Source organism: Microbulbifer okhotskensis (assembly GCF_023895975.1).
Classification (GTDB): Bacteria; Pseudomonadota; Gammaproteobacteria; order Pseudomonadales; family Cellvibrionaceae; genus Microbulbifer; species Microbulbifer okhotskensis.
This window is the reverse complement of sequence record NZ_JALBWM010000090.1, coordinates 1-16,790: the sequence shown is the minus strand read 5'-3', so window position 1 is coordinate 16,790 and position 16,790 is coordinate 1. Positions and strand designations below refer to the sequence as shown.

Sequence of the window (16,790 nt, the reverse complement as noted above, 5' to 3'; positions counted from 1 at the left end):
GAGCGGTACAGTGACTATGGGGCTATAGCTGCATGAAACTGTCCGAAGTGTTGTAAACCTATAATAAAAGCTAAGGATAAGCCCATGATTCCAGGGCTGCTCCATACAAATCGGTGTAAAAATGAACAAAGTAAAATTGGCAGGCTGTTGAAATACGCCTGCTAAGGTATTCTTTAATCGTTAAGTTTTATTCTACATTCACTGTTCGCTCTTTCATTGATGCTTGAATTTGGCGAAGTATCTGCTCGTCTTCAATCTTGTCATCAGCGATTAATAGAAAAATCTTACTGACAATTTCAGCCATTCTAATATCGGCGTCTGAGAATGGAAGATATAGGTCTTCTTGCTTTGCTTTCCCGGGTACAATACATAGATAGTTCCCAGGTTGGATATGGATGACACCACTGCCGAGATGTATTCTATACTTGGCAAGACTGCCTTGGATATAAGCATAATGACCTTCACATCTTACTTGGTTCAACCCGGCGGTCTGTACCAGGCTTGCAATCAGTTCCGTGCGTCGTTCAGTGGTTTCCTTGGACCAGTAGGACTCACTACCCTCAGCTCGGGCGACAGAAACAATTAGGTCTATATCGCGCATGAACTCTGAAAATACAATAGGGTCCACTGAATTTAGTGGTACCTTATTTCCATCTTTGGAGAACCATATTTCTTGGAGTGGAAGTTTATCATTGTGGGATAAGTAGTAGCGTGCCTCAGGAATGTCAAGGTAACCCAATATGTTTTTTTGTGTGAATTGCTTGTAAATAGTTACCTCATCTCCGCCATGTTGATTCCAGCTTCTGGATTGCAGCAACTTACTCATTATTGATCCAATCACAGTGTGACCAAAGAATCGCCTGGAATTTTTACCTGCTTCTATTTCTGCTGGAGATACGATGTATAACTCCCGGAATACTTGTTTAAATGGCTGCACAATTTTTTTATCAACTATATGGCGCTGCCAATCGGAAAGCACACCTGAGTCGAATAAACTATAGACGTGGGCAATTGTGAGCGGACCTTGTATCGGGGTTATTTCTCCCTTTAGGCCGATTATCGCTTTTGTAGTGTTTGAAAATATGCCGAACCTACCATGTTTGTCCATTAAGATAAGTTGGCTCAATAGTTGCCGTGCAACAGGGAGTTTGGCTAGAGTGTTTAGCTCATCTGATTCGATCAACTCAGCATCACACATCATTGATTCGAGTGTTTTTTTGAAGGTGCTCGCTTGTCGCTTGACTTGCTCCTGGCACTCACGCATCTGTTGATAGATGTCGCTTTTCCTAATTTTTGGAGGTACGGATTTTAAAAGTTTTTGCCCTCTATGTACATTGATCTTCACGGCAATGCCTTCTAGATGTAGGGACACTTCCCAGTCCAATACGGCGTATTTTTCATTAAATGGAAGCATATCAGAGGCAATTCCGGCCTCCATTGCCCATCCCATTCTGACTTCATCGGAAAAGCCTGCGGTTTGAGCCAGATTTTTCATTCCACAAATAACCGCAGCTCTTGTATTGGCGCAACGCTCCTGCCCATACTTGGCTGCTTCCTTGGTCATCTCTTTGAACTTTAAATATCGTTGTTTAAGTTCATTCTTTCCCTCTAGAGGTAGTAGTCCGTATGCTTTTATGGCTACTTGCCCATGTTTTTTTAGTGTTTTCTCTATTTTCTCTCGATCAAGACCTAACAATGCATTAATGATCAGCAAAATTGTTTCGCCGCGCATGTTCGAGCCGCGTATTGCGGATGTGAACTTAATAAGCCTTGACGGATCTGGAGAACCTAACCGTTTCAGGTATTTTTTACGGTCGATCACGCCCTCTGTCGTACTTTCAGAAGTGTGTATATCTCCTGGGTCCTCTGAGGTGTCAGGAGACGCACCACTCAGATGAAATAGATTGTCGTGTAGAGTGAGAATATCTTCCCACTGTAGTGCTTTGAGTATGGGCCTTCTGGCTTTGCCTGCGTAGGGGTACGCAAGTAGAAGTGTTTTCTCTTTAAACTCCTTGAGTTGACTGGCGAGGAGGGTTTCACCTTCTCCTTCTGCATAATCGTAGATGTGCAACATATTGACAATGCAAGTGTCGATACCTTCAGATTCAACCTTAAGATTTTTGGCGGTTCGGTCTAAGCTTTCCAAGAGCTTCAAACCTTGGAGTATTTCGGAGCTCCCTTCCTTGTGGAATCTGGAGAAAGTGCTGTAGGCCTCGGTAATGCTAGATGAGTTCTTCAGATTTGGTCGTAATTGAACAAGCAATCTTTGATAGTGTTTAGAATATGTGTCTAATAAATCTTCCGTGAGATTATATTTTTCTACGTCTTGGGTGCACCGGTATGAGTTCTTGTTGATTGGGTCCCAGTACTTTTTCACAAAGCTGGGAAATATAAGGCTGCAGGACTTAAACCAATCATAGTCAAACTTCTCTGAATGGTATAGGTTGACTAAGAGGCGGCTGAAATCCTCATTGCAGCCGTGCAGTAAGATGTTGTTACTTGCTATATCATCTGGGTGATGGTGGTTTTCTATATCCAGTATCTTGTTGTATTCCCCGGAGAATATATTTTTAAGTCCCTGTGCAATTGATTCGTAATGTAAGTTGTTGGTTAGTATTTTCACGAAGTCTTCGGGTGTTGGGCGTATATCTTGGTGCTTGGCTAATATCTTTTCTTTTGTGCTGGGTGTATTCTTTAGAAGTTTTTCTAACCTCTCTAAAATTTTCGTGGCTATATATTCTGATGGATTTTCTTTAAGATAGACTCCGGTTAAGTAGATCGCTATTTCTTTGATTAGAAATGGATCTTGATTGTTGTAGTTTCTCTTGATTTGATGTTCTTCGGGATTAGCATAGAGGTCTATCAAAATGTTTGGGAACTTCTCACCTAAAAGTGTTTCGATCTGGTCCTTATGTTTTTCCCATAGGCCTTTCCCTGGGGGGGTTACTTTTATTGAATAGTAGACTCGCTGTAATTTTTCACCTTCGGGAAGTATTTCCTTAAAAACATCTAGTACTTGTTGGCTTTTTTTACTAGTAATTATTTGGGTTTCCATGTTAGCCTCCGATAAGTGGTATGAGCCGGATAAAAGTGACGTTGCAGCCATCGTACAAGGGGTGGGTTTCGTTGAGGTTGCTTAGTTCTCGGCCGTCAATAAACACCTTAAACCTATTTTTAGTGAAGGCTCTCACGGCTCTTTGGGTCTCCATCTCCAGGTCAATATTTACGCTGGATTTATGAATAGATATTTTTCCAGTTGACGCGAGTTGCTGAATTTTTTCATCATCTAAGTATTGATGGGTAAGGTGGTCGTATATTTGCGTGTTGGTTAGAGAGATTTTTTGCATTGCTTTTATTTGTTCTTTTACAGACCTCTCTATAACTTCTTTCAGGGTGATTTTTTCGCTAATTAGTCTTAGATTAATTTCTGGGATTTTTGCTTCTGGTTTTGTGATTCCAAAAATTTCGGATTTAACTTTTACACTGAGCACGTGGTTTATGCCTTTAGTTTGATGCTGTTTATCTATAGTTGTCTAGTAAGGGCGGGGGAGAGTGATTCTTGGTTTAATGCACGCTTTCAACACTGATGAGGCTAACTATATTATGGGTCGATAATTTTTCGCTATCAATAGTGTATTTTGCTACTTTTTTGCTGTGAGGGGGGGTAGTTGGTACTGGTTACTGTATTTTGATGTGAAACCAAACAGTTTGTTTTATTTTTAGACGCATCAGGGTCTCCGTTAAGATTTTTTGCGTAATATCATTTTTTTCATTTATAGGCTGCGTCTGTTAGTTAAGTTTTGTGATGCTGGGGTATGGCTTGCAGAGTGAATGTTTGATTTTCGAATAATTAATTTGCTCCATTTTATATGGAGGAAAGGGTTGGCCGGTTTTGACTCCAATCACTATCGCAGCTTTCAGTGACTGCTAAAAGGGAACTTTTGGGTAATTTCGTGATATCTCTGTGGCCTTGAAGGCTGCAGGTGTTAGGTGCAGCTCGCCGAAAATGACTGCAACCCTCTGCAAGAGCTACAACGCAGCAGCTGTACTCTTACGGAAGGATTCAGTGGCTCCCTAGGGAGTTGATGTTGAGCGCCGATAGGAATTTACTGTTGTATGTGGTTACTTTTCATCGGTAAATATATTGGAATTTGGAGGTTTATATGACTGAGTTGGTGCAAGAATCATATCCGCCTCAAAAGGTAGCTATTCTCGCCCACCGCCAAGTCTCACTCTTCGAGCTAGGTTGCGCTACCGAACTCTTTTGCTTACCCCGCCCGGAACTTAGCGAGCTTTACAGTGGTGAAATTGTAACTTTCGCGGAGGAAAACGCTCTAGCTACCGGCGGCTTAGCGCTGGCCTGTCGACAAGTAGAGAGTTTGATGGAATATGACCTGCTGGTGATCCCTTGCTGGTCGACTGCTACACAACCACAAGATGCTTATTTGGAGCGGGTATCTAGGGAGTTGGCTGAATTTGCGGCTGCTGGTCGTCAGATTTTGACCTTTTGCTCCGGTGCTTTTCTTCCCGCAGAACTTGGGCTATTTGATGGCCGTCAGGCAACGACTCATTGGCTTTATGCCGATCACTTTCGTGAGCGTTTCCCTAAGGTGGAGTATGTGGGAGATGTCCTCTATGTGTGGGAGGGAAGTTTAGCGTGTTCAGCCGGGAGTACTGCCGCCATTGATCTGGGGATTGAGTTTTTGCGGCGCAACCATGGTTATGAATTGGCCAATTCGGTGGCGCGGAGATTGGTGATGGCACCTCATAGGCGGGGTAGCCAAGCCCAATATGTGGAGATGCCCGTTGCCAAACGGCCGGATCACTTCTCCGCCGCGCTGGATTGGGCGATAGTCAACTTGGATGGCGCTATCAAGATTGATGATTTGGCGCAGCGTGCCCATTTGTCCCGCCGCAGCTTTGATCGAAAGTTTCGCCAGTCCATGGGAATTGCTCCCAAGGAGTGGCTAATTCAGCAACGCTTGCGGGCGGTGCAGAAGGCGCTGGAGTCCGGTAAGGAGTCTGTAGACAGAGCAGCCCAAATGGCTGGCTTCGAGAGTAGCGCAACCTTACGCCACCATTTCCGTCGGGCGTTTGGGATTTCACCCAGTGAGTATCAGCGCCAATTCCAGGTTTCCACCACTGCAGCGGTTGAAGCTTAGGGTTAGCCGGGTGTTGGTACGGCTATGGGGAGTCGATACCTTCGGTTGATACACCCGCAGGCGCTAACGGGTTATTATTCGGTCTTTATTGCCCGATGACAGTACAGACTACGAAGGATTTATGACCAAACAGCGCGTATTGACTGGTATTACAACAACCGGTACTCCTCATTTGGGGAACTATGTGGGTGCAATCCGCCCGGCCATCGCCGCGAGCCAGGATGAGAGCAACCAATCTTTTTACTTCCTGGCGGACTACCATGCGCTGATCAAGTGCCAGGACCCAGGGCAGGTGCACCAATCCACCCTGGAAATTGCCGCAACTTGGCTGGCGCTTGGTTTAAACACGGATAATGTGGTTTTCTATCGCCAGTCCGATGTTCACGAAATCCCGGAACTGAGCTGGCTCCTTACCTGTATGACCGGCAAGGGCCTGATGAATCGCGCCCATGCTTATAAGGCGTCGGTAGATGCAAACCGCGCTGACGGTGAGGATTCTGACTTTGGTGTCACCATGGGGCTTTACAGTTACCCGATCCTCATGGCCGCCGATATGCTGATGTTCAATGCCAATAAAGTGCCGGTGGGAAAGGATCAAGTTCAGCATATCGAGATGGCTCGGGATATTGCTCAGCGCTTCAATCATCACTACGGGGAACACTTCGCCCTGCCTGAAGCGGTGGTGGATGATCATGTGGCTCTTCTGCAAGGCTTGGATGGTCGCAAGATGAGTAAGAGCTATGGCAACACCATTCCTTTGTTCTTGCCTGAGAAGAAACTGAAAAAGCATATCAACAAGATCAAGACCAACCTGTTGGAGCCGGGTGAGCCGAAAGATCCCGATACCTCGACGGTTTTCCAAATCTGGCAGGCATTTGCCAGCGAAACGCAGACCGCAGAGATGCGCAAAGCATTTGAAGAGGGGATTGCTTGGGGGGAGGCTAAGAAGCAGCTGCTTGAGTTGATCAATGACCAGATTGGCGATGCCCGCGAGCGCTACAACGAGTTGTTGGCCAATCCGGACCAGATTGAGGAAGAGTTGGAGAGGGGGGCTATTAAGGCTCGCGCTTACTCGGCGCCGTTTATTGAAAAGTTGCGTTATGCGGTAGGGATTCGCAAGATAGGGTGAAGCGCTTTTAAGCAAGCCTGAGGCTGTGTGCCGCAGCCTCATTACAACGATAAAAAATGATAAGAAACAATAAAAATACAGGGTTCTAACATGGAAAACGTTCAGGGAAATCCTGGTGCGAGTACTGACTCCGACAATAAGAATGGTTGGATCAATCGAGCGCTAAACTTTATCGAAGTGGTGGGTAACAAGTTACCCGATCCCGCTGTTCTCTTTCTGGTATTAATGGTTGCGATCTGGGTGCTCTCCTGGTTTCTATCTGGTGTGACCTTTGAAACTTTACATCCAGCCACAGGCGAAGCGATTCAGGTCACCAACTTACTTTCCAGCAGTGAGATGGCCCGGTTCTTGTCCAGTATGGTGACGACATTTACCGGCTTCGCACCGCTTGGTGTGGTATTGGTAGCCATGATGGGTGTGGGCGTGGCAGAACAGAGCGGTTTTATTAATGCGGTTCTGAAAAAAATGCTGGCGGTAACCCCGCAGATGCTGTTAACCCCGATGCTGATATTAGTGGCGATTGTCAGCCATACCGCAGTGGATGCGGGCTATGTGCTGGTGATTCCTCTCGGTGGTGTGATTTTCTATGCAGCGGGGCGCCATCCACTGGCGGGTATCGCAGCGGCATTTGCTGGTGTTTCCGGGGGCTTCTCTGCCAATTTTGTCCCCTCTGCGATCGATCCACTGTTGCAGGGCTTCACCCAGACCGCCGCCCAGATTGCCGATCCGGGGTTACAGGTTAATCCCTTAAACAACTGGTTCTTCACCTCAGCCTCTTGTCTGCTAGTGACGCTGCTGGGCTGGTGGCTGACCGATAAAGTGATCGAGCCTCGCCTGAAGAATGTTGCCATTGATGGCGATGAGACCGATATGCCGGTGATGCAGGAGTTGGGTGCCCGCGAGAAGAAGGCAATGTACCTGGCGGTGGCCGTTATGATCGCCGGGGTTGTTGGGCTCGTGGCCTGGATGTTGCCGGAGGCCTCCGCGCTGCGCGATGCCGAGGGGCAACTGGCTTCGTTCGGTGCGCCAGTGATGAGATCTATCGTTCCGTTGATCTTCTTGCTGTTTATCATCCCCGGCGTTGTTTTTGGCTATGCCGCAGGCACCTTCCGTCAGAGTAAGGATGTGATTGATGCGATGTCCAAGACCATGGGTTCCATGGCTTATTACGTCGTTATGGCATTCTTTTGCGCGCTGTTTATTTCTGAGTTTGCCCGCTCGGGCCTCGGCACTTTGCTCTCTGTTGAGGGCGGCAGTCTGCTGGCGTCGATGGAGCTGCCGGGTCCAATTACCCTGATGGGCATTATTGTGCTGGTAGCCTTTATTAACTTGTTTGTGGGCTCCGCATCGGCCAAGTGGGCGCTATTGTCTCCTATATTTGTACCGATGCTAATGCAGATTGGTTTCTCCCCTGATCTTACCCAGGCGGCTTACCGGGTGGGTGATTCATCCACTAATATTATTACCCCGTTGATGCCTTACTTCCCGTTGGTAGTTGTTTATTGTCAGCGCTATGTAAAAGGTACTGGTATAGGTACACTTGTTTCAATAATGTTGCCTTACTCGGTGGTTTTCCTGATTTGCTGGTCCCTATTCCTGGTGGCTTACTGGACCCTGGGAATGCCTTTGGGTTTGCAGGCTAGCTATACCTACCCCTAAATGCACAGCATGTTCTTCATAGTTGAATGTAGGGCTTGAAATAAAAGCCTAATCTGGGTGGCAGCCACTGAGCAGCCATCCAGCCATCCAGCCATTACTCTCCCTTCAGTATGTTCCTTTTACCCTCTCAATAGAGGGAAGCTTCTGGCACGTTAGTGCAGTCTAAATGTTGAAAAATTGTCTTTTGAGACCGCTTTCTCTGTCATTTTCTGCTGTGAGAGCATTTTTCATAAAAAATGTTCCAATAATGTTGTGGATGATAACGATTCCTATTAGGATTCGCGCCCAGTTACCTGGATCACAGCCAAACTGTGATCCATCAAAATTCTGTTGGCATTGAGGGATCTCCATGAGTACCGCCCGAATTAAAAGTATGCAAAAAGCTTCTCCTGTATTTTCTGGAATCAGTCGCTCTCTATTGGCGCTGGCTATTGCTGCGGGCGGTTCTTCTGCGGCCTTTGCGGCGGATGAAACAGATGAGCGTATTGAAGAGGTGAATGTTACGGGACATTTGAATCTTTCCCGTCAGACTTCGGTGGGCAAGCTCGATGTTTCCGTGCACGAAACACCTTTCTCTGTCACTGTCCTGGACCGTGATTTTTTTAACGATATTGGTTCGAAAACTGTTCAGGATGTTCTGCAGTACACTCCTGGGGTGAACGGTGGTACATACGGCGTAGATGTCCGCGGGGACTGGTCGCTGGTTCGCGGTGTTGATCCTACGATTTTTATTGACGGTCTTCAGTCTATTTTTGGTAGTTATACTAGCGCCCGCGCAAACCTTTATGCCTATGAGCGGCTAGAAGTTCTCAAAGGTCCTTCTTCTGCGCTTTATGGTCAAGGCTCCACCGGTGGTATCGTGAATCTGGTGACTAAGCGGCCGCAGCGGGAATTTGGTGGCGAGGTAATGGTTCAAGCGGGTAGCTATGACCACAATGTATTTGCGACTGACTTTACCGGTTCAATTGATAGCGATGGAGAGTGGCTCTATCGGGTTGTAGCCTACAAACGAGGTGCCGACACCCAGGTCGACTATGTAAAAAATGATAGCACCTTGTTAATGCCATCCATCTCATGGCATCCAAGTGTAAACACTGAGATTACTTTCCAGACTACATTCCAAGACGATGAGAGTGGTACTTCTACTGCCTTCCTTCCTTGGGGTGGCACCCGTATTGATAATGTAAACGGCGATATTCCAACTGATACTTTCCTCAGTGAGCCAGGTTGGGATCAATATAATACACAGCAAAAAGCTTATAGTATCTGGGCTGATCATCGCTTCAGTGAAAACTGGGGTGTTAATGCCAGCGTGCGATATGCCAAAGGTGATGTTGATTACAATACCATGTATGGCTCGTTCGATTTGGCCCGCCTTAACCCAAATATCAGTGAGATGCACCGAGTTGCATTTAGTAGTGAAGCCAGCACAGATATGCTGATTTTTGATTTGCGCATGTCGGGAGTACTGGCTACGGGTATCGTAGACCACCAAGTTTCTTTTGGCCTAGATAGCCAGGATGCGACTACGGACAACGATTACGGCTATGCCTATGGTGGTCTGATCAATATCTTCGATCCGGAGTACGGTTATATCCCCGATGTGGCTATTTCCAATGGACCGGAAACTGATACTGAGCAGCTGGGTTTTTATTTCCAAGACCATATGACGATTGGGGATCTAACTGTAACTACGGGTGTGCGTAGAGACTCTACAGAATCCCAGACTGAAGGTTCCAACGCTGTGGAAGATGATGCTACCACTATGCGCCTGGGGCTGATGTACGCATTTGATATGGGCGTATCCCCTTATATTAGCTACTCTGAGTCCTTCGAGCCGGTAAGTGGTTCCGATCGAAATGGAAGCTCCTTTAAACCGATCGAAGGTGAGCAGGTAGAGGTTGGTATTAAGTACCAGCCTGAGGGCACTAACCTATTAGTGACAGTAGCTGCCTACGATATTGTGCAGAAAAACCGCCTGACAACAGATCCTATTGATATCACTTTTGATACTCAAACTGGTGAGGTTGAAATAGATGGTGTAGAGCTGGAAATAACCGGCAAACTGGGCGAGCTCAGCTTAGTAGCTGGCTATAGCACCACCAATACTGAAGTTACTAAGAGTAATGTTGCGGGCGAAGTGGGTATTGCTATTGAGGCGGTACCTGAAGAACTATTTTCTCTTTGGGGTGACTATGATCTTAGCGATTTGGTGCCTGGGCTGAATATTGGTATGGGTGTTCGCCATGTTGGTGAGAGTTACACCGGTATTGAAGATCCGACTGGTACCTTCCCGTCGAATAACCCCTCATACACTCTGTATGACGCATCTATCGGATATACCTTGGATAGCTGGCGCTTCCAGTTAACAGGAAAAAACCTGACCGATGAGGTTCATACCACCGCATGCTTGAGCCGTGGTGATTGCTTCTACGGTGAGCGCCGCTATGTCACTGTCGAAGCGCGTTACATTTTTTAAGTTAGTGTAGACTGGGAGCCTGTCCATAGGGGGAGTCTGTGTGCAGGCTCCCTTTTTTACGTTTTAGCAATCAGACGGGAGTCGAGTCTCTCGCTGTGGTGGTTATGCCAATGACTTTGTATACGATTGCCGGTGTCTCGAGTGCTTTAGCGCTGGTTGGTATTTTGCTTCTCTACTCCGCTTGGTGCCGCAGTGGTTCTCAGCCGCTGCGTGTCTGGTCGGGTTGGGGCGCATTGGTGTTGTCAGCCTTCGGTTGGAGTTCGGTCGTGGGGGTGGAATACGGGGTTAGTATTGCTACCCTGATAGTGATGCTCGGGGTCTTTGTGTTGCTGTCCCTCAAGGGGAATTGGCCCATCGGCCCCAGGGCTGCTGAAAAACAGCGTTCGGGGAGTGCGCCCGAACCTCAAGCCCTGCGCCAATTGTGGTTGCGGGGCTTGTTGCGTTTTATGGCTGCATTCCTTTTACCGACTGCCAGTGGATTAATCGCCGGACTCTTGTTCTTTGGCTTTACCGGTTTTTCTGACACAGTTCGCCTTGTGGGTGGGGCCTTTCTGTCAGTAACGGTGTGGACATTGGCGATGGTCTGGTGTTGTGCCGATAAAAAGCTGTTGCGTCCCTCTGCGGCCCTGCTGGCATTTTCAGTGCTCAGCGGTTTGCTTTTGATGTTTACTGTCCCGGCTACGGCAGCATAGAGAAACGGATTTGAGTAGGAATTTAATGTGAAGCTTTCCTTTAAACCAACCCCCGGTTTTGTGCGCGATATGACCGACGGGCATTCAGTTCTCGGTTTGGCGATATCGACACTGCTATATATTGTCTGTGTTAGTGGCACTCTCGCGGTTTTTTACAATGAATTCGAGCGCTGGGAGCAGGCCTCTGAATTAGAAAACCTCAATGTCGCTGCCTCTGTGTATCAGACTGCGACTGAGCAGGCAATTGCGCTGGCAAAGGAACAAAAAGAAGAGTTTGAGTCGATCTCGTTCACCATTCCCAATCAGGACATGCCCAGATTGGTGGTTGAGGTGGGTGATATTGAGCGCTACGTGGCTGAGGATGGTGCCTTGCTGGGTGAGGTGGAGCACAGGTGGACGCACTTTTTGGTCTATCTGCACTACGCCCTTAATCTGCCGGCGAGCATTGGCGTTATCTTGGTGGGGTTGATCGGGGTAGTGATGTCGGCACTGATTGTTTCCGGCTTACTGGCCCACCCCAAAATTATTAAGGACGCCTTTTCCTTCCGTCTGTCTGGTTCCAAGCGCTTGCAGCAAGTGGACTTACATAACCGTCTGGGTGTTTGGGCATCGCCTTTTCACTTGGCGATTGCGATCACCGGTGCGTTTATCGGCCTCTCCCAGGTGGCCGCATTTGCTATAGCCGGGGTATTTTTTAAGGGGGATGCGGAGAAGGTCGAGCATATGCTTTACCGGGACCATCCGGTGATGGAGGAAAATGCTCCCGAGGTGGCCCTTCCAGACTACGCGGCAATTCTTGCGGAAATGGATCGCATTGCACCGGAGCAGGAGCGCACGCGTTTGGAAGTAGCCTTTCCTGGGCGCGAGGGGCAGGTAGCTGAGGTGTGGACTCGTGTACCCGGGCGTTTGGTCTGGGGGGAGCGTTACCACTTCAACCCCGATGGCAGTTTGATTGAGAAGGAGGGGTGGTCTGAGGGTGATACTGCTAAGCAGGTGTATCTCTCAACATACCGTTTGCATTTTGGCCACTTCTCGGGCTTCCCGGTAAAAATAGCGTATTTCCTATTGGGAGTCGGCATGTGTCTGTTGGTGGTGTCCGGGATCAACATCTGGTTTGTGCGCAAGCGCCAGCGAGGCAATCCTGCCGTTCGCTTGGAGCGGGTCTGGACCGCGCAAGTGTGGGGAATTCCATTTGCGATCGCACTGAGCGCGATCACCTATCTGATATTTAAGCTCAATGCTGCGCAAGTATTTTGGGTAGTCACTTTGCTGCTCAGTGTCGTGGCGGCATTGACTGGAACCGCGGCTAAATGGTCCATGTCCCTGCGTATCGCCACCATCCTGGCCTGTGTGGGTGCCGTTGCCGTTCATATAGCTCTCTTTGCTGGGGATGCCTTTGTGCGTGCATCGCTGGTGGTAAACTCGGTGTGGATACTGACTGCAGCGGGTATAGCGGCTTCTTGCCTTTACAGTCGCGTGCGACAGCGCGATAGCGCGCCGGTATCAGTGGGTGCGAATTCGGTGGCGAGCAACTAACTTTTCTCTCTGCGTCCCCCCTTAGCGGGCGGGGCGCAGCATTTCTATATGCGGTATACCGTCTTCTTGATAGGGTTCTGACACCTGTTCAAAACCAAATTCTCCATAGAAGCTGTCCAGGTGTTGCTGAGCGGAAATTCGAATCCCGGTGTTCGGGTACTCTGTACAGGTGTGTGCAACAGCCCTGCGAATAAGCTCTCTGCCGAGACCTGTGCCGCGACTGGCCTCTGCCGTGAGAACACGTCCTATTGAGGGCTCCCGGTATTTTAGACCGGGGGATACAACACGAAGATAGGCCATTATTTCTGGTGTTTTGTTGTCCCCTTCCCAGCAGATAAGATGCCAGGAGCGCTGATCTTTGCCATCTGCATCCTGATAAGCGCAGTCCTGCTCAACAGTAAACACTTCCTGTCGGACCCGTAGAACTTCATAGAGCTGGTCGAGGGTTAACTCATCAAAACTGCACCATTGCCACTGCATAAGGGTGAATTCTCGTTGTGATTTTTGAGTGTATATTTTGCCTGCACAATGCAGGCAGAGTTTCCGGACGTTGTCGCTCAATAGTCTTTTTAGTTGGGGGTATCGGTCCGAGAAAAAACACCATATTTCAGGTAATGAATAACCTGTGAGATGACCTTTTTGTCTTTCATCATAAATACATGAGTTACCGGCAATTTAAGGTGGTCATTCATTCCTTCGAGTTTGGTGCTCAATACAGAAACTTTGCCATCATCTGTATCTGGTATAAAGCGAGAGAGGATCAGGTTGATGCTGCGGGTTCCGGCAATAATGCCTAGATCAAAATTAGCCTCGCCAAGCTTGTTGGGCACGCTCATTTCACCCGTGCCAAGCTGTAGTCCAGCATCGCCGAAGGCAAACTTGAAGCCTGGAAATGAGCCCAGCTTATCGACCACTTCACTCCCTTTATTGGGTGGGCCCAGCATAACAACACGGTTTAATTGTTCGACTTTGGTCGAGCTTAGATACTGCCGCACTAAAATACCGCCCATAGAGTGGGTAACGAAATTGATTCCCTGCTCATCGCCACATTGTTCAATAGCGGGCGCAACGGCCATATTGGCCAGGGTTTCAATGGGGTATTTGGTGGAGGGGTAGTCGACATTGACAGTCTTGAAGCCTGCTGCCTCTATGGCCCTCTCTAGCTTCGTCATGGAAGAGTCGGACTTTGCCAGCCCGTGAAGCAAAATCACACAAGCGGAGTGCGCTTTGGTTGTGAGGGCAAGCAGGATAATAAAAATTGTGAGCGTTAGTTTTCTCATCGGCGTTAACTTCCTGTCGATTATAGATGCTTGGTGTGATTGTTTGATGGGCAGCATTGATCGGGTTTTGTACCCATTTTATATTGGCTAGCTATGCTGGCGCAGTATATCTGCCGCTTGTTCTGGTTTATCCGGTGTAATCACTATGGTTTGTGCTGGAAAGCGCAAAACGACAGACTTCTGCTGGTCAGTAGCAAAAGCGCGGTAGCGGCCAAGCTTTTGGTTCTGAAAAAGGCCGATGTATCCGAATAAGCCGGCGTTACCGAAGATGCGGATTGATCCTTGCATGGCATCTGGATCGGCGGCTGCCTCTGTCAGTCCGTCGAGGGGAATCTTGGTTTTCCAGCCGGGACGCAGTATTAAAAGGTTTTTGTCTTTAACGGCATAGCCTCGAATAGCAAAGGCGGCACTCAGAATCAGTATCGCCGGCGGAAGTGCAATAGCAATGCTATAGAGGGTAGAGGGGAAAGAGGGGGCTTTTGATGCAAGGAAAAACGGCAGCCCTAGTAAAAGCGCTGAACATAGGGTGGTGATAATCAGGAGTTGGCGGCTCCATGGCGCCTTAAAAGCAATAGTCGGCATACTTGGTTCAACTGTAAACAGGTTTTTTCGAAGTCCTAATCATAGTGCTATTGGAATCTGCTTGGCAAAGGCATGCCTCAGAGGGACATACTGTATATCAGTTTGTCCCGGTATCTGGCACTTCGATACGGATAAGTTTTGACTTTAACTAATGGCGACTTTTTAGCTATGGATTCGATATTGTTTAACCAGAATTCTCGTTCCGCGATCGTCGTTGAGGGGGGAGCAATGCGGGGTATCTTTGCTGCCGGGGTATTGGATGCTTTTTTGGAGGCGGACTACCGGCCGTTCGACTTTGCCATCGGTGTGTCGGCGGGTTCTACTAATTTAATTGGCTACTTGGCGGGGGATCATGGTCGGAGCCGGCAGGTTTTATTGGATCATGCTCGCCGAGCAGAATTCATTGATTGGCGCCGTTATCTTCGCGGAGGTCACTTTTGTGATATCAGCTGGCTGTGGCATGCCTCATACCAAGATATACCACTGAGCGTGGATAATTATGTAAATAATGGGGTTCCGCTCTATGCGGTAACGACCAGTATCAATACAGGAGAGGCTTGTTACCTGGAGGTGACGCCGGAAAACATGCATCAGGTTTTTCCCGCTTCTTGTGCGATACCGGTTGCGTATCGGGAATTTCCTGAAGTAAATGGTGAGCCTATGACTGATGGAGGTCTGGCCGATTCGATCCCGATAGTGCGTGCTTACCAGCAAGGAGCGCGCCATATTACGGTGATCCTATCCAGGCCCTTGGGTTACCGAAAGCTGAAGGGGCCGACTCCAAAGTTCATTAAGCAATTCTTCCATGATCATGCGCGCCTGTTTGAAGCTGTGTTGGAGCGGGGAGAGAAATACAATCGTGCGCTTGAATTTATTGAGATGCCGCCAGAGGGTTGCGAAGTGTCAGTGATCGCACCTCCAGATAGCTTCCCGGTGAAACGTTTTACCCAGGAAGCTGAGCTACTTGAAGTGGGTTATGGGTGTGGTAGGGCGCAGGGGAGACATTTTTTACGAGAGGCTTCTGGGAGTGTGTGATGCCGCTGCGCTTTCCGCCTTCTATGTACACAATACGGATCATTTGCGACCCTGGGAGCCAGCGCGGGAGGCCGAATTTCACAGCGTCGATGCCTGGCATCGGCGAATTGGCTCTGGAGAGTCCCTGCAGTTTATGACTGTTGACCCTAAGTCTGGCCAGGTGCTGGCGCTCTACTCCTTGACGAATATCATTCGAGGCCCACTTCAGGCCTGTAATATGGGCTATGCGGTGGATTGGGTCCAAGAGGGACGGGGCCTGATGAGGCCCCTTTGCACCCATGCTGTTGACTACGCTTTCACCACTCTTAAGTTGAGCAGGGTGATGGCCAACTATATGCCGAGCAATGAGAGGTCGGATGCCTTGCTGGCCGCCCTGGGTTTTTCAGTTGAGGGTAAGGCAAAAAAGTATTTAGAAATTAATGGTTGCTGGGAAGATCACGTACTCACCGCCAAGGTGAACCCGAGGTCGGCATAAATTTTACGCTGCCTGTTGAATGGTGCGACAACTGGCATTTACTTCACCTGCTGCTTGTAGGAATCTTAGGTAGCATTGGACTATCGTTGCTAACCTATTGCGATTTCACGGATGACTTTGAATAACCGTTTTGGAGAAAGGTATGAATGGGAAGTGCCTGTGCGGTGCTATTGAGTTTCAACTGGATGAGCCTGTACCTAATCTGTACCAGTGCCACTGCTCGCTTTGTCGCAAGCTGAGTGGCTCGGCTTCCGATACAGCCATGTTTATTGAGCGTGAACAGTTTCGCTGGGTGCGGGGGCTGGACAGGATTTCTTCATACAGAACAGCAACAGGCTATCGTTCCGATTTCTGCAGCGGTTGCGGCAGCACTGTCCCTCACTTGATAAGTAATACCTCTCATTTTTGGGTGCCGGCAGGTTTGGTTGAGGGCGATATCAATGGAAGGGTGGTTGCTCATCTGTACGTTGACTCCAGGGCGCCCTGGGATGAAATTGCTGGTGAGGCAGCGCTGTTTCAGGAAATGCCAGAGATGGAGGAGCTGATGCGGCTTCTCCATGGAAGTGTTGAAAAAATTGAGGGCGATTTGGTGGAGGGGTAGGGATGCGTCTTCGCCCCTAAAAATAATATTTATATATTTTCTGCATATACAAAAAAGCCCATCTCTTTCGAAATGGGCTTTTTGTATATGGCGGACCGGACGGGGCTCGAACCCGCGACCTCCGGCGTGACAGGCCGGCATTCTAACCAACTGAACTACC

Annotated in this window: 14 protein-coding genes and 1 tRNA gene; 9 read left to right on the top strand and 6 right to left on the bottom strand. The window is 48.5% G+C overall.

Annotation, left to right across the window (positions count from 1 at the left end; translation table 11 throughout):
- Positions 1-187 precede the first annotated feature (187 nt).
- Together MO867_RS16370 and MO867_RS16365 are read right to left on the bottom strand one after the other, a co-directional pair.
- Positions 188-3,055 (bottom strand): DUF4132 domain-containing protein, encoded by a 2,868-nt coding sequence (locus tag MO867_RS16370; protein ID WP_252471072.1) that lies wholly within the window; start codon positions 3,053-3,055, stop codon positions 188-190.
- A gap of 1 nt (position 3,056) precedes the next feature.
- Positions 3,057-3,491, bottom strand: a complete 435-nt coding sequence (locus MO867_RS16365; protein WP_252471070.1) for a hypothetical protein — start codon at positions 3,489-3,491, stop codon at positions 3,057-3,059.
- A gap of 672 nt (positions 3,492-4,163) precedes the next feature.
- Between MO867_RS16365 and MO867_RS16360 the strand changes: the two genes are divergently transcribed.
- The 6 genes from MO867_RS16360 to MO867_RS16335 all read left to right on the top strand — a co-directional run bounded on the left by MO867_RS16360 (position 4,164) and on the right by MO867_RS16335 (position 12,657).
- Positions 4,164-5,162 carry a helix-turn-helix domain-containing protein gene (locus tag MO867_RS16360; protein WP_252471067.1) on the top strand — a complete coding sequence of 333 codons (999 nt, stop codon included), beginning with the start codon at positions 4,164-4,166 and terminating at the stop codon, positions 5,160-5,162.
- A 121-nt stretch (positions 5,163-5,283) separates the two neighbouring features.
- Complete coding sequence (locus MO867_RS16355) at positions 5,284-6,291, top strand: tryptophan--tRNA ligase (RefSeq protein WP_252471065.1); 1,008 nt, start codon at positions 5,284-5,286, stop codon at positions 6,289-6,291.
- A 90-nt stretch (positions 6,292-6,381) separates the two neighbouring features.
- Positions 6,382-7,950 (top strand): AbgT family transporter, encoded by a 1,569-nt coding sequence (locus tag MO867_RS16350; protein WP_252471063.1) that lies wholly within the window; start codon positions 6,382-6,384, stop codon positions 7,948-7,950.
- Positions 7,951-8,299: 349 nt separating this feature from the next.
- On the top strand, positions 8,300-10,429 hold the full coding sequence (locus MO867_RS16345) for a TonB-dependent siderophore receptor (protein ID WP_252471061.1): 2,130 nt from the start codon (positions 8,300-8,302) through the stop codon (positions 10,427-10,429).
- Between the two features lie 38 nt (positions 10,430-10,467).
- Complete coding sequence (locus tag MO867_RS16340) at positions 10,468-11,121, top strand: hypothetical protein (RefSeq protein WP_252471059.1); 654 nt, start codon at positions 10,468-10,470, stop codon at positions 11,119-11,121.
- Positions 11,122-11,148: 27 nt separating this feature from the next.
- A complete protein-coding gene (locus MO867_RS16335; RefSeq protein WP_252471057.1) occupies positions 11,149-12,657 on the top strand; it encodes a PepSY-associated TM helix domain-containing protein in 1,509 nt (502 codons plus the stop codon).
- 21 nt (positions 12,658-12,678) lie between these two features.
- Here MO867_RS16335 and MO867_RS16330 read toward each other — a convergent pair whose 3' ends face one another.
- The 3 genes from MO867_RS16330 to MO867_RS16320 form a co-directional block, all read right to left on the bottom strand.
- Positions 12,679-13,137, bottom strand: a complete 459-nt coding sequence (locus tag MO867_RS16330; protein WP_252471055.1) for a GNAT family N-acetyltransferase — start codon at positions 13,135-13,137, stop codon at positions 12,679-12,681.
- Positions 13,138-13,226: 89 nt separating this feature from the next.
- Entirely contained in the window at positions 13,227-13,937 is a 711-nt protein-coding gene (locus MO867_RS16325) for an esterase/lipase family protein (protein ID WP_252471053.1), read from the bottom strand.
- 87 nt (positions 13,938-14,024) lie between these two features.
- A complete protein-coding gene (locus tag MO867_RS16320) occupies positions 14,025-14,519 on the bottom strand; it encodes a PH domain-containing protein (RefSeq protein ID WP_252471051.1) in 495 nt (164 codons plus the stop codon).
- A gap of 180 nt (positions 14,520-14,699) precedes the next feature.
- Between MO867_RS16320 and MO867_RS16315 the strand changes: the two genes are divergently transcribed.
- From MO867_RS16315 to MO867_RS16305, 3 genes are all read left to right on the top strand, one after another.
- Positions 14,700-15,554, top strand: a complete 855-nt coding sequence (locus tag MO867_RS16315) for a patatin-like phospholipase family protein (RefSeq protein WP_252471049.1) — start codon at positions 14,700-14,702, stop codon at positions 15,552-15,554.
- Positions 15,547-16,029: a GNAT family N-acetyltransferase gene (locus MO867_RS16310; RefSeq protein WP_252471047.1), complete on the top strand. Its 483-nt coding sequence runs from the start codon at positions 15,547-15,549 to the stop codon at positions 16,027-16,029. The genes MO867_RS16315 and MO867_RS16310 overlap by 8 nt, the downstream gene beginning before the upstream one ends.
- 142 nt (positions 16,030-16,171) lie before the next feature.
- Positions 16,172-16,630, top strand: coding sequence for a GFA family protein (locus tag MO867_RS16305; protein WP_252471045.1), 459 nt, complete (start codon positions 16,172-16,174; stop codon positions 16,628-16,630).
- Between the two features lie 88 nt (positions 16,631-16,718).
- Here the strand turns inward: MO867_RS16305 and MO867_RS16300 are convergent.
- A tRNA-Asp gene (locus MO867_RS16300) sits at positions 16,719-16,789 on the bottom strand.
- Position 16,790 lies beyond the last annotated feature (1 nt).